Source organism: Streptomyces yamdrokensis (genome assembly GCF_053890455.1).
This window is the reverse complement of the sequence record NZ_CM132679.1, coordinates 4,759,551-4,781,261: the sequence shown is the minus strand read 5'-3', so window position 1 is coordinate 4,781,261 and position 21,711 is coordinate 4,759,551. Positions and strand designations below refer to the sequence as shown.

The 21,711-nt window shown below is 70.8% G+C and carries 17 protein-coding genes; 7 read left to right on the top strand and 10 right to left on the bottom strand.

The features are described 5' to 3' along the window. The first annotated feature begins 214 nt into the window (after positions 1-214). The gene (locus tag ACWZEH_RS21385) at positions 215-1,987 is read left to right on the top strand and encodes a M23 family metallopeptidase (protein WP_456192727.1); all 1,773 of its coding nucleotides are present in this window, start codon (positions 215-217) and stop codon (positions 1,985-1,987) included. A gap of 63 nt (positions 1,988-2,050) precedes the next feature. On the opposite strand, the gene pcrA is transcribed toward ACWZEH_RS21385, so the two are convergent. Further along, positions 2,051-4,534: a DNA helicase PcrA gene (gene pcrA, locus ACWZEH_RS21380; protein WP_456192726.1), complete on the bottom strand. Its 2,484-nt coding sequence runs from the start codon at positions 4,532-4,534 to the stop codon at positions 2,051-2,053. 489 nt (positions 4,535-5,023) lie between these two features. On the opposite strand from pcrA, the gene ACWZEH_RS21375 reads away from it, so the two are divergent. Next, entirely contained in the window at positions 5,024-6,220 is a 1,197-nt protein-coding gene (locus ACWZEH_RS21375) for a C40 family peptidase (RefSeq protein ID WP_456192725.1), read from the top strand. Positions 6,221-6,281: 61 nt separating this feature from the next. On the opposite strand, the gene ACWZEH_RS21370 is transcribed toward ACWZEH_RS21375, so the two are convergent. From ACWZEH_RS21370 to ACWZEH_RS21360, 3 genes are read right to left on the bottom strand one after another with little or no spacing between them, the layout of a single operon-like run. Continuing rightward, the gene (locus tag ACWZEH_RS21370; protein WP_456192724.1) at positions 6,282-6,635 is read right to left on the bottom strand and encodes a hypothetical protein; all 354 of its coding nucleotides are present in this window, start codon (positions 6,633-6,635) and stop codon (positions 6,282-6,284) included. 45 nt (positions 6,636-6,680) lie between these two features. Then, a complete protein-coding gene (locus tag ACWZEH_RS21365; RefSeq protein WP_456192723.1) occupies positions 6,681-7,403 on the bottom strand; it encodes a LuxR C-terminal-related transcriptional regulator in 723 nt (240 codons plus the stop codon). Then, positions 7,400-8,692, bottom strand: a complete 1,293-nt coding sequence (locus ACWZEH_RS21360) for an ATP-binding protein (RefSeq protein ID WP_456192722.1) — start codon at positions 8,690-8,692, stop codon at positions 7,400-7,402. Before ACWZEH_RS21360 ends, ACWZEH_RS21365 begins: the two co-directional genes overlap by 4 nt. A 180-nt stretch (positions 8,693-8,872) precedes the next feature. Between ACWZEH_RS21360 and ACWZEH_RS21355 the strand changes: the two genes are divergently transcribed. Further along, positions 8,873-10,318 carry a PspC domain-containing protein gene (locus ACWZEH_RS21355; RefSeq protein ID WP_456192721.1) on the top strand — a complete coding sequence of 482 codons (1,446 nt, stop codon included), beginning with the start codon at positions 8,873-8,875 and terminating at the stop codon, positions 10,316-10,318. Beyond that, complete coding sequence (locus tag ACWZEH_RS21350; RefSeq protein ID WP_456192720.1) at positions 10,305-10,535, top strand: hypothetical protein; 231 nt, start codon at positions 10,305-10,307, stop codon at positions 10,533-10,535. Before ACWZEH_RS21355 ends, ACWZEH_RS21350 begins: the two co-directional genes overlap by 14 nt. A 114-nt stretch (positions 10,536-10,649) precedes the next feature. Here ACWZEH_RS21350 and ACWZEH_RS21345 read toward each other — a convergent pair whose 3' ends face one another. The 3 genes from ACWZEH_RS21345 to ACWZEH_RS21335 all read right to left on the bottom strand — a co-directional run bounded on the left by ACWZEH_RS21345 (position 10,650) and on the right by ACWZEH_RS21335 (position 13,643). After that, the gene (locus tag ACWZEH_RS21345; protein ID WP_456192719.1) at positions 10,650-11,180 is read right to left on the bottom strand and encodes a DoxX family protein; all 531 of its coding nucleotides are present in this window, start codon (positions 11,178-11,180) and stop codon (positions 10,650-10,652) included. Between the two features lie 155 nt (positions 11,181-11,335). Then, positions 11,336-12,616, bottom strand: a complete 1,281-nt coding sequence (locus tag ACWZEH_RS21340; RefSeq protein WP_456192718.1) for a hypothetical protein — start codon at positions 12,614-12,616, stop codon at positions 11,336-11,338. A 226-nt stretch (positions 12,617-12,842) separates the two neighbouring features. Beyond that, positions 12,843-13,643 (bottom strand): class II aldolase/adducin family protein, encoded by an 801-nt coding sequence (locus ACWZEH_RS21335; RefSeq protein WP_456192717.1) that lies wholly within the window; start codon positions 13,641-13,643, stop codon positions 12,843-12,845. Positions 13,644-13,851: 208 nt separating this feature from the next. Here ACWZEH_RS21335 and ACWZEH_RS21330 point away from each other — a divergent pair, with 208 nt between their 5' ends. After that, positions 13,852-14,325, top strand: a complete 474-nt coding sequence (locus tag ACWZEH_RS21330) for a pyridoxamine 5'-phosphate oxidase family protein (protein WP_456192716.1) — start codon at positions 13,852-13,854, stop codon at positions 14,323-14,325. Between the two features lie 83 nt (positions 14,326-14,408). Here the strand turns inward: ACWZEH_RS21330 and guaA are convergent, their stop codons facing one another. After that, positions 14,409-15,989, bottom strand: coding sequence for a glutamine-hydrolyzing GMP synthase (gene guaA / locus ACWZEH_RS21325; protein ID WP_456192715.1), 1,581 nt, complete (start codon positions 15,987-15,989; stop codon positions 14,409-14,411). Between the two features lie 361 nt (positions 15,990-16,350). Here guaA and ACWZEH_RS21320 point away from each other — a divergent pair, with 361 nt between their 5' ends. After that, positions 16,351-16,683, top strand: a complete 333-nt coding sequence (locus ACWZEH_RS21320) for a chorismate mutase (RefSeq protein ID WP_456192714.1) — start codon at positions 16,351-16,353, stop codon at positions 16,681-16,683. A 430-nt stretch (positions 16,684-17,113) separates the two neighbouring features. Here ACWZEH_RS21320 and ACWZEH_RS21315 read toward each other — a convergent pair whose 3' ends face one another. Further along, entirely contained in the window at positions 17,114-18,301 is a 1,188-nt protein-coding gene (locus ACWZEH_RS21315; protein WP_456192713.1) for a hypothetical protein, read from the bottom strand. Positions 18,302-18,630: 329 nt separating this feature from the next. On the opposite strand from ACWZEH_RS21315, the gene ACWZEH_RS21310 reads away from it, so the two are divergent. Further along, the gene (locus tag ACWZEH_RS21310; protein ID WP_456192712.1) at positions 18,631-19,692 is read left to right on the top strand and encodes a hypothetical protein; all 1,062 of its coding nucleotides are present in this window, start codon (positions 18,631-18,633) and stop codon (positions 19,690-19,692) included. A gap of 128 nt (positions 19,693-19,820) precedes the next feature. Here ACWZEH_RS21310 and ACWZEH_RS21305 read toward each other — a convergent pair whose 3' ends face one another. Beyond that, positions 19,821-21,671, bottom strand: a complete 1,851-nt coding sequence (locus ACWZEH_RS21305) for a GMC family oxidoreductase N-terminal domain-containing protein (protein ID WP_456192711.1) — start codon at positions 21,669-21,671, stop codon at positions 19,821-19,823. Positions 21,672-21,711 lie beyond the last annotated feature (40 nt).

Below are 21,711 nucleotides of genomic sequence, written 5' to 3'. Positions count from 1 at the left end.
CCCGCGCCCCTCGGCCCCGCCCCCTCGCCCCCGGCCCTCACCCCGCCCGACACGCCCGGATCATCCGTCCCTTGGCAACTGTGGCGACATCATTCACTCACCCGAACAACAGCCGCCCCGCCCGGCCGACTTGGCGACGTGAACCCGACGAATTTCGAACAAATCTCGAACACAAAGCCAAGACCGCGTCTATCCGTCACCAAAACACAACCGAATGCCCGTTTCCTGCGCGCGTGAAACCTGCGGAAGATTGTCGCGCCCGCATACCGCCGGGTACAGTCGCCGCACTGCTCTGGCAGCCCCTGTTGTCGAGGCGAAAGAGAAGTTGGTGAACGACCGTCACCCGTCGGGGACCATGGCCCCGGCCCCGACTTCCGACACCTCGTCGGCGCACTACGCGTCGTACGGCACTCCGGAAGCCCAGTACGGCGACTTCACCATGTACGACGGTTACGACGCCACCGGTTTTGACCCCACGGGCTCGGCGACCGGCGGCCACGCCACCACGGCCTTCGCCGCCGACCCCCTCTTCGGCGACCTTCCGGGCAACGGCCACGACCAGGGGGCGTACGCCACCGGAAACGCCACCGGGACCTGGTCCGCCGCCGGCCACGACACCGCGCACTACGACGCGTACGCGGCCCAGCAGCAGGCCGGCTACGACACCGGCGGCTACGACGCGACCGCATGGACCACCGGACAGCAGCAGACGCCGGAAGTGCCGCAGCAGTCCACGGCACCCGACGCGAGCGGCCAGTGGGACTCCGGCGCATGGCTCCAGCCCGACCAGGCCGCCCGGAGCACCGCCGATCCGACCCAGCAGTGGTACTGGGGCACCCAGGCCTTCGACACCGGCGCCTACGACGCCACACAGTGGAACTCCGACGGCAGCAGCACGGCCGCACCGGCCCCCGACGCCTACGCGGACCCCTGCGAACACCAGGCCGTGCCCTTCGACCAGCAGGCCACGGCCACGTTCGAGCAGCATCCCGATCCGCAGGCTCCCGACTCCTCCACCTTCGATTCCCAGGCCCCCGCCCAGGAGTCGTACGAGGAGAAGTCCTACGGGCAGGACTCGCACGAGCACGGTGCGTCCGAGAAGGTCCACGACGATCCGTACGGGCCCACCCAGGACGCCTCGGGTGAGACCGGCGAGCTGCCCGCGGTGGCCCCGCTGCTCGACGGCCAGGAGGAGCGGACCCCGGTCACCCTGCCCTCACCGCGCGCGGCGTCGCGTGGCGGGTCTCGTTCCCGCCGCCGTACGCCCGCCAAGCGTTCCGCGCTGCTGACGGTGGCCGTGCCCTCGGCGTGCGTGATGGGTGTCGCCGGTATCGCGGCGGCCTCGGTCGGCGATCTGGCGGAGGAAAGCGGCGTTCAGGAGACCAGGACGACCGCCGCGGACGTGCAGCCGGTGCAGCCCGCCGTGGCCAACAACCAGCTCGACACCCAGCTCGAGAGCCTTTCCGCCGGGGCGGACGACTTCGCCGACCGGGCGAGCCGTACCCAGGAACGCATCGACCTGAAGGCACAGCAGGCGGCCGACCGCAAGGCGGCGGCGGAGGAGGCGGCACGCCAGGAACGGCTGCGCCCGAAGTTCGCGCTCCCCGTCGCGCAGCACGGCCTCAGCGCCTACTACGGCCAGGCGGGCACCAACTGGATGTCCGTGCACACCGGGATCGACTTCCCCGTGTCGTACGGGTCGACCGTGATGGCCGCGACCGACGGCACGGTCCGGACCCAGTTCAACCCCTCCTACGGCAACATGGTGATCCTGACCGCGAAGGACGGTACGGAGACGTGGTACTGCCACCTCTCCAGCTACCGGGTCGCCCCGGGCACGACCGTGAAGGCCGGGGACCCGATCGCGAACGCGGGCAACTCGGGAACGTCGACCGGGCCTCACCTGCATTTCGAGGTACGACCGGCCGGCGGTGGCACGATCGACCCGCTGGCGTGGCTGCGCAGCCACGGCCTCGAACCGACGTAGACCATCCGAGCGCCTGCCCCGGCGGGCCCCCGCACCCACCCGAGGGCCCGGCCCACTGCCCGGCTACAGCTTCTCCACCGGCGCGTACCGCAGCAGCAGCCGCTTCGGCTTGGTGTCCCCGAAGTCGACCGTCGCCTCTGCGTTGCCGCCCGTGCCCTTCACCGCGACGACGGTGCCGAGCCCGAACTGGTCGTGCGTGACCCGGTCCCCGACCGCCAGCGACACCGCCGGCTTCTCGGCGGTCCGTCGCGTGGCGAAGCCTGACGCGCCCGACGCCGACGAGCGGGACCGGGACGACGACAGCGAGGCCGCCACCCCCGACGCCGGCCCGGAGGACACGGGCGCGGTCGCACCCGTCCGCTTCCACTCCAGGTGGGTGGCCGGGATCTCCTCCAGGAAACGCGAAGGCGGGTTGTACGACGGCTGCCCCCAGGCGCTGCGCAGCGTGGAACGGGTGAGATACAGCCGCTCACGCGCGCGCGTGATGCCGACGTACGCCAGGCGCCGCTCCTCCTCCAGCTCCTTGGTCTCACCGAGGGCACGCATGTGCGGGAAGACGCCGTCCTCCATGCCGGTCAGGAAGACGACCGGGAACTCCAGGCCCTTGGCGGTGTGCAGGGTCATCAGGGTGATGACACCGGAACCGTCCTCGTCCTCGTCGGGGATCTGGTCGGAGTCGGCGACCAGTGCGACCTGCTCCAGGAAGTCGGCCAGCGTGCTTTGCTCTTCTTCGCCGCGCTCCTGTTCGAACTCCAGGGCGACGGCGGCAAGTTCCTGGAGGTTCTCGATCCGGGTCTCGTCCTGCGGGTCGGTGGAGGCCTGCAACTCGGCGAGGTAACCCGTCCGTTCGAGGACCGCCTCCAGGACGGTCGCGGGGCCCGCTCCGGACTCGACGATCGTCCGGAGGTCCTCCATCAGCGTGTTGAACCGCTTCACCGCGTTCGTGGAGCGCGCGGCCATGCCGTACGCCTCGTCGACGCGCTTCAGCGCCTGGGGGAAACTGATCTTCTCCCGTTGGGAGAGGGCGTCGATCATGGCCTCCGCGCGATCGCCGATGCCCCGCTTGGGGACGTTGAGGATGCGGCGCAGCGGCACCGAGTCCTCGGGGTTGGCGAGCACCCGCAGGTAGGCCAGGACGTCCCGGACCTCCTTGCGCTCGTAGAAGCGGACGCCGCCGACGACCTTGTAGGGCAGACCGACCCGGATGAAGATCTCTTCGAAGACACGGGACTGCGCGTTGGTGCGGTAGAAGACGGCGACGTCACCGGCCTTGGCCTCGCCCGCGTCCGTGAGGCGGTCTATCTCGTCGGAGACGAACTGGGCCTCGTCGTGCTCGGTGTCGGCGACGTACCCGGTGATCTGCGCGCCGCTGCCCGCGTTGGTCCACAGGTTCTTGGGGCGGCGGGACTCGTTGCGCTCGATGACGGCGTTGGCGGCGCTCAGGATCGTCTGCGTGGAGCGGTAGTTCTGCTCCAGCAGGATCGTCGTCGCGTTCGGGTAGTCCTCCTCGAACTGGAGGATGTTGCGGATCGTCGCGCCGCGGAAGGCGTAGATCGACTGGTCGGCGTCGCCCACCACGCACAGTTCGGCGGGCGGCAGGCCGTCCGCGCCCGGCGGCATGCCGACGGAGGGCTCGGAGGTGCCGACCAGCTCGCGCACGAGGGCGTACTGGGCGTGGTTGGTGTCCTGGTACTCGTCCACGAGGACGTGCCGGAAACGGCGGCGGTAGTACTCGGCGACGTCCGGGAAGGCGCGGAGCAGGTTGACCGTGGTCATGATCAGGTCGTCGAAGTCGAGGGCGTTGGCCTCGCGCAGCCGCGACTGGTAGAGCGCGTAGGCCTGGGCGAGGGTCTTCTCGAAGCCGTCGCCCGCCCGTGCGGCGAAGTCCTCCTCGTCGATCAGCTCGTTCTTCAGGTTGCTGATCTTGGCGGTGAAGGACTTGGGCGGGAAGCGCTTCGGGTCGAGGTCCAGGTCACGGCAGACCAGGGCCATCAGGCGCTTGGAGTCCGCGGCGTCGTAGATGGAGAACGACGACGTGAAGCCGAGCTTCTTGCTCTCGCGGCGCAGGATGCGCACACAGGCACTGTGGAACGTCATGACCCACATCGCGTTCGCGCGCGGGCCGACGAGCTGCTCGACGCGCTCCTTCATCTCACCGGCGGCCTTGTTGGTGAAGGTGATCGCGAGGACCTGGCCCGGGTGGACACTCCGCGCGGCCAGCAGGTGCGCGATGCGGTGGGTGAGCACACGGGTCTTGCCGGAGCCGGCACCGGCCACGATGAGCAGCGGGGAGCCAAAGTGCGCGACGGCGGCGCGCTGGTTGTCGTTCAGCCCTTCCAGGAGGGCCGCGGGATCCAGCACCGGGCGCGGGGCACCGTCGCGGTAGTGGGTGTCCCGGTCCGGCGGCACGTCGAACTTCCCGCCGAACAGATCGTCCGGAACCTGCTCCGGTACATGATCGTCCTCGGGTGGCGGCGGTGGTTCGTCCACGGGGCCGCGCCGGGCCTGGAGGTCCGCCAGGAAGCTGTCGTCAAAGAGGCTGCTCATCGCTCTCCGAGTCTAGGCCGCCCCACCGACAACCCGTGGCCACCCCGGGAACATCCCCGCATTCCGGCCCGTTCCCCAGCGGTCGGCACCGCCGCGCGCCCGGCGACCGGACATGTGCCCACCCTCCAGGACCGCGCCCTCACCCTGGGTGACGTGACGAAGAAGGTCACGAAAACGTATCGGGCATATCACCCGTCAACCTTCACACGAGGCACATGAGTTGGCTACGGTTCGGGCGGGCCGCGCGAACCCCACCGGCGAACCTCGCCGGGCGAGCGGCCTCCGCCGAGTCCGTCACTGCCGCCGCGGCAGCCGGAGCCGGGGACCCACCGGGAACCCGGGGTGAATCGGCCGCTCCCTCCCCGGAGCAGCCGTAGGGCAGTCCTTCCGGTCTACCCCGCCCGCACCCCTCCCGAACCTCCCGGGGCCGACACGGCCCGGGAGCCCCTGCCGCTCCCCGCGGCGGAACGTTGGAAGGAGTCGCCTCCCTTGGCGTCGCACCGCAAGTCGCGCACCCCGGGTACGCGCGTGGCCGGCATACGGACCCCCGCTCTCGCCACGGCGGCCCTCACCTCCGTCGCCCTCCTCTCCCAGACGGCCGACGCCGCCCCCTCGGACGACGACCGGCCGAGCCTGGAGGAGGTCGAGAAGAAGGTCGGCGACCTCTACCGCCAGGCGGAGTCGGCGACCGAGAAGTACAACGGGGCCAAGGAGAAGACCGCGAAGCAGCGCAAGCGCGTCGACACGCTCCTCGACGACGTGGCCAAGCGCACCCAGACGCTCAACGAGGCGCGGGAGGAACTGGGTTCCTTCGCCGCCGCCCAGTACCGGACCGGTGCCGGCATCCCCGACACGGCGACCTTCCTGCTCGCGGACTCCCCGCAGGACTTCTTCGACCAGGACCAGCTGCTGGACCGGATGACCGGCCGCCAGAAGGAAGCGGTCGACGACTACGTCACCCAGCAGTCCGAGACGATGGAGAAGCGCAAGGAGGCCACCGAGAGCCTCGAGACGCTCACCGAGTCGCAGAACGCCCTGAAGACTGCCAAGGCCACCGTCCAGAAGAAGCTCAGCACCGCGCGCGAGCTGATGTCGAAGCTGACCGCCGAGGAGAAGGCTCGGCTGGCGGCGATCGAGGAGAAGAAGCAGGAAGAGGCCGCCCGCAAGGCCGCCGAACTCGCCCAGCAGCAGGCGGAGCAGCAGAAGGCCGAGGAGGAGGCGCGGCAACCGCAGGAGGCGGCGAGCGGCACCTCAGGTGCGTCGGGCTCCTCCGGCACGTCCGGCTCCACGACGACCACACCGTCGGCCTCGACGGACTCCTCGTACGCGGCCAAGGCGGAGAAGGCCCTCGCCTTCGCCCGCGCGCAGATAGGCAAGCCCTACGTCTGGGGCGCCACCGGCCCCGGCTCCTACGACTGCTCGGGTCTGACCCTGGGCGCGTGGAAGGCCGCCGGTGTCCTTCTCCCCCGCACGACCTACGACCAGGTCGAGGCCGGCACCACGGTCCCGGTGTCCCAGGCCCAGCCCGGTGACCTCGTCTTCTTCTACGACGACATCACCCATGTGGGCATCTACATCGGCAACGGCATGATGATCCACGCCCCGAAGCCCGGCACCTACGTCCGCGAGGAGTCGATCTTCTACGACGGCGAGTCGTCGATCCACAGCGTGGTCCGCCCGGCCTGACCCACGGATGCGGTGACGTCGGCGCGGGCCGCTGTCACGCCCGGACCCGTGCCGGCCGCCGTCAGGTCCAGAGCACGGCGATGAAGACGTTCGCCGTGGTCAACAGGCCGACCAGACCGAACAGGCCCTTGTCCACCTTCTCGTCGTCCCGCTTCACGTAGACCAGACCGAGGATCACGATCAGCAGGGCGAGTTTGACGCCGATCTTGATGTTGTCGACGGAATGGTCCTGCGCTTGGTTCAGCCCGACCAGGACCACACCGGTGACCAGCATCGTCACCGCACCGTGCAGCATCGCCGGAACGAACCGGGCGGTGCCCCGGCCCATGGCCTTCATCTGGGTGAGGAACCCGCCGAGCAGCGACGCGATGCCGATGATGTGCAGTCCGACGAAGAAGTGGATGAGTACGTCCATGGGGCCGGAGCCTACGGGAGGAGGATGTACGCGCTCAGCAGACGGTCACACCAGGCGCCGTGCCGTTGCCCAGCGGGTCAGTTCGTGGCGGTTGGAGAGCTGGAGCTTCCTGAGGACCGCCGAGACGTGGGACTCGACCGTCTTCACGGAGATGAAGAGCTGCTTGGCGATCTCCTTGTACGCGTAGCCCCGGGCGATCAGCCGCAGTACCTCGCGCTCGCGCTGGGTGAGGCGGTCGAGGTCCTCGTCGGCCGGCGGGGCGTCGGTCGAGGCGAAGGCGTCGAGGACGAAACCGGCCAGGCGGGGCGAGAAGACGGCGTCTCCCTCCTGGACCCGGAAGATCGAGTCGACCAGGTCGGTCCCGGTGATCGTCTTCGTGACGTATCCGCGGGCGCCTCCCCGGATCACGCCGATCACGTCCTCCGCCGCGTCCGAGACGGACAGCGCCAGGAAGCGGACAGGCTGCTCGGCGTCGGCCATCAACGGGGCGCAGCGGCGGAGCACTTCCACGCCACCGCCACCGGGCAGGTGCACGTCGAGGAGGACGACCTCGGGCCGGGTCGCGGTGATGACCGTGACCGCCTGGTCGACGTCCGCGGCCTCGCCGACCACTTCGACGCCGGTCTGTTCGGTCTGTCCGATCTCGGCCTGGACGCCCGTGCGGAACATCCGGTGGTCGTCGACGAGGACGACACGCACACGACGTCCGGCGCCGTCGGCCGGTCCCGCCGTTGCGTTCGTCCCGGTCGGCTCGGTCGGCTCGCTCATGACGTTTTCTCCGCCCTCTCCATCTCCAGCTCGACCTCCGTGCCGCCGTCCGGCACCGCGCGCAGTCGCGCCGTGCCGCCGTTGCGTTCCATGCGGCCGATGATCGATTCTCTGACACCCATACGGTCGGCGGGTATCGAGTCGAGGTCGAAACCGGGGCCGCGGTCCCGGACGGACACGAAGACCGTCCTTCCCTCGACTTCGGCGTAGACCTGTACGGCACCCCCCTCGCCACCGTACTTGGCCGCGTTCACCATAGCCTCGCGCGCGGCCTGCATCTGCGGCCCGGTCTTCTCGTCGAGCGGGCAGTCACCGACGACGACGACTTCGATGGGGACGCCGTGCTTGTCCTCCACCTCCGCGGCATTGCGCCGTACGGCGTCGGCCAGGGTGGTGGGCTCGTCGGCCTCGTCCTTGCCGGTGCCCTCGGGCTTGTAGAGCCAGGTGCGCAGGTCACGCTCCTGGGCGCGGGCGAGCCGGCGCACCTCCCCCGGGCTCTCGGCGTTGCGCTGGATCAGGGTGAGGGTGTGCAGCACCGAGTCGTGGACATGGGCGGCGACCTCGGCGCGCTCCTGGGCGCGGATGCGCATCAGCCGTTCCTCGGAGAGGTCCTGGGTCATGCGCACGAGGTAGGGGCCGGCGAGGAGCGTGATCCCGACGAGGACCGCGAGGGCCGCCTGGAGCACCGAGGCGAGGTGGGCGCCTGAGCCCCGGAGCACGAAGATGCCCGACACACCGGCCGTCACCAGCAGAACACCGGCCCCGGCCCGCAGCAGGGTGACCGTGCGGCGGCGGCTGCCGACCTCGACCCAGCGGGCGCGGCGCGCGTTGTCCGCCTGCCTCCACACCAGGGCGACGCCCGCGCCGACCAGCACGATCGGCCAGAGGTAGGCCCTGGCGCCGTTGGACATGTTCACGTTGCCGACGAAGACCAAGGCCACGACGACCATCAGGAGCAGGGCGACGATCTGGCCCTTGTCCGGTCTGCGGGTGACGAGTCTGCGCCGGCCGTCCGGCGAGCTCTCGGTCGCGACCAGGGCGGGCGGCTTCTGCGCGTTCACGCCGCCGACCCCCAGCGGCACGAAGAACCAGAAGGCGGCATACAGCAGGGCGCCGAGACCGTCGGCCATGAACAGGCCGACGAAGACGAGCCGTACCCAGATCACGGGCAGCCCGAGGTGTCCGGCGAGCCCCCGCGCCACACCACCGAGCCAGCGTCCGTCACTGCTGCGGTAGAGCTTGCGCGGCGGCCGCGGCTCGGCGAGGGGCGCTGCTGCGGCTTCCGACATGCCAATGATGGTCACACGGCCCCTGGTTCCGGGGCATCAGGGTCGATCCCGGAGACGCCCCTGATCTCCGGAGGCCCGGCCTCTCGGACGCTCTCCCGGGCACCCCTCAGGGCCGATATCAGGGTCCGGCCAGGGTCGTCCCGACTGCCGTCGCGGCGGCTCGCCCGCCACCATGGACTCATGACAGACCACCAGCACGCCGCGACGGGTCCGGGGCCCGGCTCCGGTCCGCGCCCTCCCGAGGACGCCGGGCCGCGGGAGGGCGCGCCTGCCGCGGGCACGACAGGCGGTGCGGCGGCCGGGGAGGCCGCTGCCGCCGGAGCCCCGCACCCTCCGGGCGAGCCGCCCGTGCCCGAGCCACCGCACCGTTTCCGGCGCGACCGCCGGCACCAGATGCTCGGCGGGGTGTGCTCCGGGCTGGGCCGGCAGTGCGACATGGACCCGGTGATCTTCCGCATCACGCTGGCGGTGCTCTCCGCCACCGGCGGTGTCGGCCTCATCTTCTACGGCTTCGCCTGGCTCCTCGTCCCGTACGAGGGCGAGGATGAGAACGAGATCCGCAGACTGCTGACCGGCAGGGTCGAGGGCCAGACACTGGCAGCCATACTTTTCGCGCTCGTCGGCTGCGGTGTCTTCCTCACCATGCTCAACAACGGCGGGGTGCTGAGCTTCGCCGTGATGCTCTCCCTGCTGCTCGCCGGTGCCGGGTACTGGTCGCGGCAGCGCGGTACCCCCAGCCCCGATCCCCTCGCCGCCCAGGCCGCGGCCGATGCCCCGCCGGAGCCCCAGGCACCGCCGGTTCCCGCCGCCTTCTCCTCGTGGTGGCGCGATCCCATCGTGAAGGACGGTACGCACATCGGTGGCACGGGCTACCTGTGGGGACCCCGGAACTCCCGGGACCTGGACATCGCCTCCGCGATCGACGTCAGACTCACACCCCACTCCTCCGCTCGCGACGGCGTGCCCACCCCTCACCGGCAGGCGAAGCCACGCGACCCCCGCTGGATCGGCGGCTGGATCTTCCTGCTCGCCCTGCTCGCGGCCGGCCTGGGCACGGGCCTCACCTGGGAGGAGCAGCCGCTCGGCACCAGCCTGCAGACCGGCCTGGCCTGCGCGCTCGCCGTCTTCGGGATCGGCCTGGCGGTCAGTGCCTTCCTGGGCCGCACCGGGATGGGGTCGATCATGCTGGCGATCATCACCGCAGGGCTGCTCGCCGCCTCGTCGGCCATGCCCAAGGACATCGGCACCGAGTGGATGCACACGACCTGGGAGCCCGCGTCGGCCGCCCGGATACACCCGGTCTACGACTTGGGCACGGGCACCGGCACCCTGGACCTGTCCAACGCACGGATACCCGAGGGAGAGACCGTGTCGACGCGGACGAATGTCGGCGTGGGCCGCTCCCACGTGATCGTGCCCGAGGGCGTGACCGTGAAGCTAAGCGTCAACGTGGGAGTGGGTGACATCCAACTGCCGGGCGACAAGCAGAAGGACGTGGACGTGGCGCCGGGCAAGCACGAGGAAGTGACCCTGCGGCCTTCCTCCGGCGTCAGGAAGGCGGGGACTCTCGAGCTGGACATCCACGTCGGTGCGGGACAGGTGGAGGTGAGCCGTGCCACGTCATGAGTTCCAGCCCGGCAGGCTGATCGCCGGCCTCTTCCTGACCCTCGCCGCCGTGCTCTACGCGGGCGACGCGGGCGGCGCGTGGGAGACACCGTGGTTCGTCGCGGTTCCCGTCGTCACGGGCGGTCTGTGCCTGGCCGGGGCAGTGGCCGCCGTGACGGCGCTGATACGCCGGCACAGACGCTCCGGCGCGGAGACCCACGCGAAGTCACCGGCCTGACGAGGCGACTCGGCGAGGCGGCTTGGGGAGACGACTCGGCGCGGGGCGGCTTGGCCGACGGGATGGGCGGATCCACCCGGACGAGGGCAGATCCGTCCTGCGAAAAGCGGGGCCCTACCGGTAGTCCCCCACCCGCTGTCGCCGCCGCGACCGGAGTACGGCGTCCACGGAAAGAAGGGGAGCGCCTGCCAGCAGCAGCGGAGTCCAGGCCATGAGGTAGGGAAGATCGTTGCCGTAGTAGTAGGGCTCGGCGGCCCAGCTCACGGTCAGCCAGAGGCTGAGGGAGATCAGCACACCGCCGAGAGCGGCCACCCGGGTCAGCAGGCCGATCAGGATCCCGATCCCGACGGCCAACTCTCCGAAGGCCATGGCGTAGCCGAAGGCGACGGGACTCTCCAGGGACATGTCGACCAGTGCGGGAATGGCCGAGGAGTCGCGGACGGCCCGCATCATGTCACCGATCGACCCGGCCCCGGCGTCCTTCATGAACGCGCTGTCGGTGAGTTTGTCGATGCCCGCATAGATGAAGGTGACGCCCAGAAAGATCCGCAGAGGAAGGAGGGCGTACCGCGTGGCGGTGTCCCGCCAGCCTCCGTCGCCATCGAGTGGGGGGCCGTAAGTATCCGTTCGCATACCGTGAGTCATCGCCGTCTGTCGCCTCTCGCCGCCGTACCGAGACCCCCCTCAACAGAGCATACGTACGACAATTAACACGGGATCAATCCCGGGCCGCCCGGATTTTTTCGGACGTTCGCCGGAGAGCGACAGAGAGCGGCAGAGGGGGACTTGGGGGGCCTGGCCTAGTCCGTCACATCGATCGCGTACCGGTTCGTCTCCACCCCTGCCGCCGTGACGACCTGCACCTCGACCCGCCCCGGTTCCACGTCCGCCGGGACCGGAACCGTCAGCAGGGCGTCCGTCGGGTTGTCGAAGCCGCCTGCCACCGGCACCAGCGGTACATGGACGTGCACGGTGCCCACCCGGACGACCATCCGGGCCAGCCGGTCGGCTCCCTGCGCGCCCAGCGGCACGAAGCCGGCCCCGCGGATCTCGATGTCGTCGCCGGTCCGGATCGGCGCGTCCAGGTCACCGGCCTCCCGTGCCCGTACCACCGACAGGATCACCGGCCGGCCGCCCTCCGCGTACTTCCCGGCGAGATAGGTCGCCGCCGACACCAGTACGACCACGGCGAGTCCCCAGGGCAGGTCCGGCAGTTGGTCGGGCCGCCGCGCCAGCCGCACCGCCGCGAACGCCAGCGCGACGGCGCTGATCACGACGTACTGGATGTCGGCGAAGGCTCCCCGGCCCGCGTCGTCGGTCAGCAGATCGGCCGCCCGGGGCCGGTCCGCACGCACCTTCTGCAGTCGCTGCCCCTGCACGCGCAGCCCGACCACCCGCCGCACCACCACGGCGATCCCGCACACCACGGCGAGGACGGTCACCACACCCGCGCCGCGGGCGAGTTCCAGTCCCGCGATCAGCGCGTCACGTTCCCGGTGATCGGAGGCGACGGCCAGTTGTCCGACCAGGACCAGCACCGCGTACGCCAGGAAGAGCACCCAGGCGGCCGCCACCGCACGGGACGTGGAGAGGCGGTTGTCCTCCCCGATGACCGGAGCCAGTACCCCGCCGCGCGCCCGGTGGAACCAGGAGGCCGCGGTCAGCGCGCCGGCGACCACCAGCGCGGCCGACAGCCCGGCCGTGCGGGCGGCGCTCCACCCCGGACCGATCGCCGTGAGCGCCTGGCCCAGGAGCAGCAGGACGACCGCCGACCACACCACCACCGCCGTCCGGCGCCACACGCGTGCCAGCCGGGCCGCCCCCTCGGCCCGGCCGCGCCGGGCGACGAGTTCGGCGGCCTGCGCCAGCTCCTCCGAGACCCACTGGCGGGAGGCGGACGCCGAGTGGGCCACCGCCGCGGGCAGTCCGCGGCCGGCCGCGAACTCCTCGCGTTTCAGCAGGAACGCGGCGACCGCACGCCGATGCCCCTCACGCACTCCGTGCGGACAGTCCCCGCAGGCGCAGCCGCCCTCGTGGGCGCCCGCGTCCGCGCCGCCCTGTCTCGCCTCCTGCACCGCCACGCCCGAAGCCCGCCTTCCCCGCATCCACGTTCATGATCACGACCACGTTCCCGGCCGCCTGCGCCGGTGCAGGCAACTCCCCTGCAACGAAAGCGAATTGTGCCCTACGTCCGGCCCTCCACACCCGGCAGGTCCGGTCCGTGGGAGTGAAGTCCGAGGCCTCATGTTGACCCGGCCACAGAAATTTCCCCGTTCGGCACGTCGGGACGGGCCGGGCCACCTCAGGTCAGGTCAGCAGGTCGGGCTCGCTTCGGCTGATGTCCCGCCACATCGGCTGGTAGTTGATCCAGGCCACCAGGTCCCCGCCCAACTGCTCCCGCGTCGCCACCGCCTGCCGGTGGTCGATCAGCACGGGCCGGCCCGCCGCCTTCGCGCTGAGCTGCACCTGACATGAGCGTTCCATGGACACGAACCACCAGGCGGCCGCGTCGACCGAGTCTCCCACGGTGAGCAGCCCGTGATTGCGCAGCACCAGCGCCTTGTGGGAGCCGAGCGCGGCCGCGATGCGCCGGCCCTCGTCCGCGTCGACGGTGACGCCGCTGTAGGTGTTGTAGAGGGCGTGGTCCTCGTAGAACGCGCAACTCTCCTGGCTGATCGGGTCGAGCAGGTCGCCGAGGGCGGCGAGCGCGCGGCCGTGCACCGAGTGGCAGTGGGCGACGGCGACGACGTCGGGCCGCGCCGTGTGCACCTGCGCGTGCATGGTGAACGCCGCCTGGTTGACGTGGTAACCGCCCTGGACCACCTGGCCGTCCCGGTTCGCCAGCACCAGGTCGCTCACGGTGACGTACCGGAAGGGCATCCCGAACGGATTGACCCAGAAGCAGTCCGTGAACTCGGGATCGCGTGCGGTGATGTGCCCGGAGACGCCGTCCTCGAAGCCGAGCCGCCCGAACAGCCGCAGTGCGCCCGCGAGCCGCTCCTTGCGGTGCCGGCGCTCGTCCTCGAGCGACTCGTGCATGGGCGGCATGGCGAACCGCAGCCGGTCGGTGGGCAGCGGCAGAAGCGGGGGCGGGGTCTGCCCGTGCATAAGTCCTCCAGCAGGGGGTGTCGCATGGTGCGGAAGTTACCGTCGTGCAGCCACGGACGACAGATCGATTCCACAAAGATCCGGTGCGACGTGACAAAGGCGACACCCGGGCGCCGCCATCCGGAAGCCGCCATCCGGAGGACCACCGTCCGGTGGACTCGGCGGATACCCGACACAGGACGTCCGGTATCCCCGCCACACTCGGCCCATGAACACGAACTGGGAGGCCTTCGCCACCGCCGAACCCGCCCTCGCGAAGACCGTGGAGGAGCGCTTCGCCTCGCACACCCACCACGTCCTCGCCACCCTGCGCAAGGACGGGTCGCCGCGCACCACCGGTCTGGAGGTGCGCTTCCTGAACGGCGAGCTGTGGCTCGGCATGATGCCGGACTCGCTCAAGGCGCTCGACCTGCGCCGCGACCCGCGCTTCGCGCTGCAGGCGAATCCCGGCTCGGGCACGGGCATGGGCGGCGGGGACGTCCGGATCAGCGGCCGGGCGATCGAGGTCGAGGACGAGGAAACCCGGCGCGGGTACACCGAAGAGGTGGAACCGCCGGAGCCGTTCCACCTCTTCCGCACCGAGTTGACGGAGGTCGTACGAACCTGTGTGGAGGAGGAGACGTACCTCGTCCTCCAGGTCTGGAAGCCCGGTGAGCCGGTGCGCACACTCAAGCGGACCTGAAAGGACCTGACAGGACCTGAAAGGACGCGCAGGGGCTCGTACGGACCTGCGAGGACCCGGCAGGGACTACTCCCCGCCAGGCATCACTCCCACTCGATGGTCCCCGGCGGCTTGGACGTCACGTCGAGGGCGACGCGGTTGACGTCCCGCACCTCGTTGGTGATGCGGGTCGAGATCTTCGCGAGGACGTCGTACGGCAGCCGCGACCAGTCGGCGGTCATGGCGTCCTCGGAGGACACCGGGCGCAGGACGACCGGGTGGCCGTAGGTCCGGCCGTCGCCCTGGACCCCGACGCTGCGGACGTCCGCGAGCAGGACCACCGGACACTGCCAGATGTCCCGGTCGAGGCCTGCCTCGGTGAGCTCCTCGCGGGCGATGGCGTCGGCCTCGCGCAGCAGGTCGAGCCGCTCCTTGGTCACCTCGCCGACGATACGGATGCCGAGCCCGGGGCCGGGGAACGGCTGGCGCTGGACGATCTCGTCGGGCAGGCCGAGCTCCTGGCCGACCCGCCGGACCTCGTCCTTGAACAGCTGCCGCAGCGGCTCGACCAGCTGGAACTCGAGGTCCTCGGGAAGCCCTCCGACGTTGTGGTGCGACTTGATGTTGGCGGCGCCGGTGCCGCCGCCGGACTCGACGACGTCCGGGTAGAGCGTGCCCTGGACCAGGAACTCCACGGCCGGGCCGGCGTCCGCGATGATCTCGGCCTGGGCCTGCTCGAAGACCCGGATGAACTCGCGGCCGATGATCTTCCGCTTCTCCTCGGGGTCCGAGACGCCCTTGAGCGCGGCCAGGAACCGCTCCGACGCGTCGACGACCTTCAGCTGGACGCCGGTCGCGGCCACGAAGTCCTTCTCGACCTGCTCGGTCTCGCCCTTGCGCATCAGGCCGTGGTCGACGTACACGCAGGTCAGCTGGGAACCGATGGCCTTCTGGACGAGGGCCGCGGCGACGGCGGAGTCCACCCCGCCGGACAGGCCGCAGATGGCACGCCGGTCGCCGACCTGCTCACGGATGGCGGCGACCTGCTCCTCGATGACGTTGCCGGTGGTCCAGTCCGGGCTCAGGCCGGCACCCCGGTACAGGAAGTGCTCCAGCACCTGCTGCCCGTGCGTGGAGTGCATCACCTCGGGGTGGTACTGGACGCCGTAGAGCTTCTTGGCGTCGTTCTCGAAGGCGGCGACCGGGACGACGTCCGTGGACGCCGTGACGGCGAAGCCCTCGGGGGCGGCGGAGCAGGCGTCGCCGTGCGACATCCACACCGCCTGCTCCTCCGGGGTGCCCTCGAAGAGGGTGGAGGCCGCCTTGGAGACGTGCAGTCCGGTACGGCCGTACTCCCGGGAGCCGGTGTTGTCCACCTGGCCGCCGAGGGTCTGCGCCATGAGCTGGAAGCCGTAGCACATGCCGAAGACCGGGACGCCGGCCTCGAAGAGCGCGCGGTCGACGGTGGGGGCGCCCTCCTCGTACACGGACGAGGGGCCGCCGGAGAGGATGATCGCCGCCGGGTTCTTGGCGAGGATCTCCGCGACCGGCATGGTGCTCGGCACGATCTCGCTGTAGACCCGGGCCTCGCGGACGCGACGGGCGATGAGCTGGGCGTACTGCGCGCCGAAATCGACGACCAGGACGGTGTCGGGCGCGTGGGCAGCGGAAGTCGCTGATGACACGAGGTGCCTTCCGGCGGTGGGCGGGATCTGGTGCCTTCCGATTCTACCGGGAGGCGGATGCCCGCCTCCCCCTCACTCCCGGTGCCCGCGCGGGCACCGGGCCGCAGCACCGGGCGGTGGGCTCGTCTCGGCATGCGACCCGTGTTGGACAGCCGGAGACCGCGCGGCATACTGGGCCCATGCTCACGCACCCGACCTTCCTCTTTACCTATGGCAACCGGCCCACCGGCTGCCATGGTCGTGCTGCTTGAGCCACTGACAAGCAACTTCCCAGGCGCCCCGGGCCGACAAGGTCCGGGGCGCCTGGCGTTTTCGGACCATGTACCCGGGCACTCCGCACCGTCCGACGAGGAGCCCCGGCATGACGACGACCACCACGACCATCACAGCCACGACGGCCACCACCACCGAAACCGCGAGCACCGAGAAGACCGGCGCCCGCACCGCCGAGGCCGCCGGTGTGATCACCGGTGCGCGCGAGCGGATCGACGCACTCGACGATCGGATCATCGGCCTGGTCCAGGAACGGATGGCCGTGTCGGCCGTCATCCAGCGGGAACGGATCACCTCCGGCGGCCGGCGCGTGAATCTCTCCCGTGAGATGGAGATCCTCGGCCACTACAGGGACGCCCTGGGCAAGCCGGGCACCACGCTCGCGATGACCCTGCTGGAACTGTGCCGCGGCAGGATCTGAGCCCGCCGGGCACCGGAGCCGGCCGCCGCCCGCTGAATCCGCGTCCCAGGCACGGACGCACGTGTCCGCCCTCACCCGCACGACGCGTGACCGGAGCCGGGACCGCGCCGTTGGTACGGGTGTCCGTGTCAGCCGGGGGCGGGCCGAAAGAGCCACGCGTGGCTCGTCGGAGCGATGAGACGTACGGCTCGCGCCGTGCGTCGCGGGACCTCGTTGCGGACGGGTGACCGGACGGCAGGGGACAGCGGACCGGTCACCCGGGAGAACGACCGGCTCCGGGGACGCCCGGGGCCGGCCGGCGGGACGAGTCCCGGTCCGGCCGGAACCGTAGGCCCGGGTCCTCCGCGGGCAGCGTCCTCGCGGACGGCCTGCCTGCCGCGCGGGAGGCGGTGTCAGGTGCGGGACGCGGTGTCAGGTGCGGGACGCGGTGTCAGGTGCGGGACGCGACGCCGCATTCCTCTGCGGCCCCGTCCAGTCCCCGGCTCCGGTCGTACGGATCCCGCGCCTCCCCCGTCGCCGTGGGGCCGACGCCCAGGTCGGCGAGGAAATACGGACGGATCACTCCGTCGCCGTCGCGGCAGTCGTCGTTGCTGATCTCACCGTTGATGTCGGCGAGCCAGAGGCGCCCGTCGGTCGCCTGGAACCTGGCGGGGTCCACCGCCTCCACCTCGATCACCCGACGCACGATCACGCGGGCCACCTCGCCGTCACCGGGGCGGTGGAGCGCGTACACGAAGGTGTAGTCACCCTTGACCACGGCCTTCCCGGCGGTTCCGCGCGCGGGCTCGACCGCCAGACGGCCACGAACCCTCACATCATCCACCAGTTCGACCTCATCGGGGTCGAACCGGGTGAAAACCCACACCGGGTCGTTCTCCACCGTGGGCTTGCGCAGTCCTGCGCGCAGATCGGCGAGGTAATCCCCCATCAACGGATCGAGGAGGGCCAGCGCCTCCCTCGGCTCGGCGCCCATGATCACCTCATGGTCGAGGTTCGAGGCGATCAGGAAGTCCCTCGCCCCCTCCAGAGCCGCCTCGACAGCAGCGGCCGAGACGCCGTTGACGGCCTTCGCCTTCCCTTCCGGCAGCCGGATCGCCTCCGCCCCCGACTCCCAGCGCGCGGCCGGAGATCCGGCGAACGGCCGCTCACGGGTCGGCGTATCGGCGAGCCCCGCGGACGGGGCACTGCCGGGGCGGACGGTTTCGGGGGCCAGCGGCGCGACGGAGGAACCATTCGTCCCGTCCGACGTGCCCGACCCGTCACCGAGGCCGCCGGGGAGCCGGGAGAGCGCGCCGGACGGATTGACGGCGACCACGGCCACGGCGGCGGCCACCAGCACGCCGACGGCGCTCCAGCCCTTGCGCCGGCGCGTGGTCCGGCCGTCCATGTCCTGCCAGGCGGGCCCGGTGCGCCATCCTTCAGGCCGGGCGGGCGGGGCGGGCGGAGCGGCGGGCTTGTTCCGGCCCCAGCCCCGTTTCTTGCCGCCACCGTTGGACCTGGCCTCGGCCTCGTCCATGGCACGCAGCCGTTCGGTCACCATCCGCGCCCGTGCGGACGGTTCCCTGGGAGCGGAGCCGCGGATGTCGCGCTCACTGTCCTCGATGAATCTCCCCCACACGTCGTCAGGCAGGGGAGAGCGCCCCGGTCTTGCGGGTTCCTCGGGCGGCTGCTCGGGCACTTGGTGACGCGCTTCCTGTCAGGCGATGTCGGATTCCGTCCATGCGGATCGGAGGGTGAGCCTACGTCGGTGTTGATCGGTCCACATCAGTGATCCACCTCACATAAGGTTTCCGTCAGGCCCGGGACAACCATTCACAGGGTTCGGTGATCAAACCCACCGGAACCACGGGCCACTCCCGCGCCCCATCGCGGAGGCCTCCACCCGACGCGTACCGCAACCGGTGGTACACCCGACTTCCCGAGGTCTTCATGAAGCTCCGCCGTGCCATGGCTGTCGCCGCAGCGACAGCAGTGATAGCCCCGGCAGCGCTCCTCGCGGCTCCGGCCGCCTACGCCACCGAGTCGGCGAGCACGTCGCCAGCCGTCACTTCGACCGACGAGCCAGGGGAAGGCGAGGAGGAGACGGACACCCCGCCGACCACGACCGATCCCACCGACGACGCGGGCACCCCCGACGAGACCGAGACCGACGACACCGAGACCGGAGAGTCCGGGAACGACGAGTCCGGGAACGACGAGTCCGGGAACGACGAGGATCCGGAGCCCACGCCCAGCGAGTCCGAGGACGAGGCGGAGCCGGCCCCTGGCACCCCCGTCTCCCCGACCAGCCCCGCGCCGAGCACGTCCGCGCCGGAGGAGTCGGAGTCCCCGGAACCCGAGCCGTCCGTGTGCGAGGACACCAAGGTCGACGTCGGCGTCTCCGGTCTGCCCGGCAAGATCGCCGCGGGCAGTGGCTGGCACGAGTTCTCGCTGGACGTGGTGAACAACTCCGACTCGACGCTCGAGAACCTCGACTACTTCGCCGGAGCCGCCGCAGACGCGGACGGCGCCGACCTGTTCAAGAGCAAGCAGGTCGAGCTGCAGGTCTGGAACCCGGACGGCAAGAAGTGGGCCACCCTCGACGAGGACGGCTACGCGGTCGGTTACATCGGGTACAGCACCGAACTCGAGCCCGACTACCAGGTCGCCATCCCGATGCGGCTCAACGTGAAGGCCTCCGCCCCGGTCGGCGCCGGTTTCACCCTCGGCGCGACCATCTACGGCGACAGCGACGGCGAGTGCGCCGGCTACGGCTCCATGGCGTACAAGTTCCAGATCGTGGGCGCCGGTACGGACACGGACGGCACCAAGCCGCAGGAAGGCGGCAAGGCGCCCGTCACCGACAAGAAGCCGGTCCTCGGCAACACCCCGAAGGTCACCGGGAGCCTCGCCGCGACCGGCGCCGACTCCGACCTGCCGATGATCAGCTTCGTCAGCGGTCTCGCCCTCGTGACCGGCACCGGTGCGGTGTACCTGATGCGCCGCCGCAAGGCCGGCACGGTGGCGTAAGCACGCCGTACGGCGGTTGACGCCGGACCGGACAAGGTGAAGGACCTGCGCTCGGAGGGGGGTGCAGGTCCTTCACCCTTTCCCGTCCCTCCCGTCCCTCCCGTCCCTCCCGTCAGCCCCTTGCCGGCCTACTTCCTCGGCGGCACAGCCGGCATCCCCAGGAACGGCAGTTTCAAAGCGCCGAAGGCGTCCGCCGGCACCGCCGGGGACTTCGGCTCGACCGGCTGAAGCCGCTCGTAGGCCGCGCCCTGTTCCGGCCGCTGGTCGGGCTCGCCCTTGTTGGGCCAGAACGACATCGCCCGCTCGGCCTGGGCCGTGATCGTCAGGGACGGGTTCACTCCCAGGTTCGCCGAGACCGCCGCTCCGTCCACGACGGAGATCCCGGGGTGGCCGTAGAGCCGGTGGTACGGGTCGATCACGCCGGTCTCCCGGTCGGAGCCGATGGGGCAGCCGCCCAGGAAGTGGGCCGTGAGCGGCATGCCCGTCAGCTCGCCGATGTTGGAGCCGGCGAACCCGTTGATCTCGGCGGCCAGGGCGGACGCGCCCTCCGTGGCCGCCTTGATCTGCTTGGGGTTGGCGGCACCATGACCCTGCCGGGCGGTGAGCAGCCCGCGCCCCGGGCCGGACGGCTTCAGGTACGTCGTCAGGGAGTTGTCCAGCGACTGCATCACCAGACCGATGATGGTCCGTTCCGACCAGCGCCGGTTGGAGAGCGAACGCACCAGCAGCAAGGGGTGTTTCACCGCGTTGCCCAGCCAGCCCAGGACCCTGGCCGGGCCCGATTCGCGACCCGCGTAAGGGACCTGGAGGGTGGAGAGGCCGCCCATCGAGTTCGAGCCGCGACCGTAGCGGACCGGCTCGATGTGGGTGTTCTCGTCGGGGTGGATCGACGACGTGATGGCCACGCCGCGGGTGAAGTCGGCCCTGGGCGCCCCGGACACCTTGCGGTAACGGCGGTCGTCGGTCTGCGCGCCGACGAGTGCCTCGGAGTTGGTGCGGGTCAGCTCGCCCAGCCTGTCCGAGAGGTGCGGCAGCTGTCCGTTCGCCTTCATGCGGTGCAGCAGCGTCTGGGTGCCGTAGGTGCCGGCGGCCAGCACGACCCGACGGGCCCGGAAGGTCCGGCCGCCGCCCTTGCGGCGGTCGTCGGTGGGGAGGGTGGCGACGGCGAACCCGCCCTGCGAGTCCTCCGTCACCGACATGGCCGTCGTCATGGGGTGGACGACCGCGCCGGCCTTCTCCGCGAGGTGCAGGTAGTTCTCGTTGAGGGTGTTCTTCGCGCCGTGCCGGCAGCCCGTCATGCACTCGCCGCACTCGGCGCAGGCCCGGCGCGCCGGCCCCACGCCGCCGAAGTACGGGTCGGGCACCTCCTGTCCCGGCTTCGCCCTCGCCGCCGCCTTCCCGCCGGCGTCCTCGCCGTCGCCGAAGAAGACGCCCACCGGGGCCATGTGGAATGTGTCTCCCACACCCATCCGCTCGGCCGCCGCCTTCAGGTGCACGTCGGTCGGGGTCGTCGTCGGATTGAGCCGCACGCCCAGCATGCGCTGCGCCTGGTCGTAGTACGGCTTCAGCTCCTCCTGCCAGTCGGTGATGTCGCGCCACTGCGGGTCGTCGAAGAAGGGCTTCGGCGGTACGTACAGGGTGTTGGCGTAGTTGAGGGAACCGCCGCCGACGCCCGCGCCGGCCAGGACCATGACGTTGCCCAGCAGGTGGATGCGCTGGATGCCGTACATACCCAGCCTGGGGGCCCACAGATAGTTCTTCAGGTCCCAGGAGTTCTTCGGGAGGGACGCGCGGGTGAAGCGGCGGCCCGCCTCCAGGACACCGACGCGGTACCCCTTCTCGGTCAGGCGCAGGGCCGTGACGGAGCCGCCGAAGCCCGAGCCGACGACGAGGACGTCATAGTCGTAGTCGTACGCGGTGGACGCGGTGCCGTCCTCGCGTCCGTCGTTCCGTTCCTGGACGGGGTTCTCCTGTGACACGTGCTCTCCTCGTCGAAAGCTGTGGTGCCGGGCCGGTCGG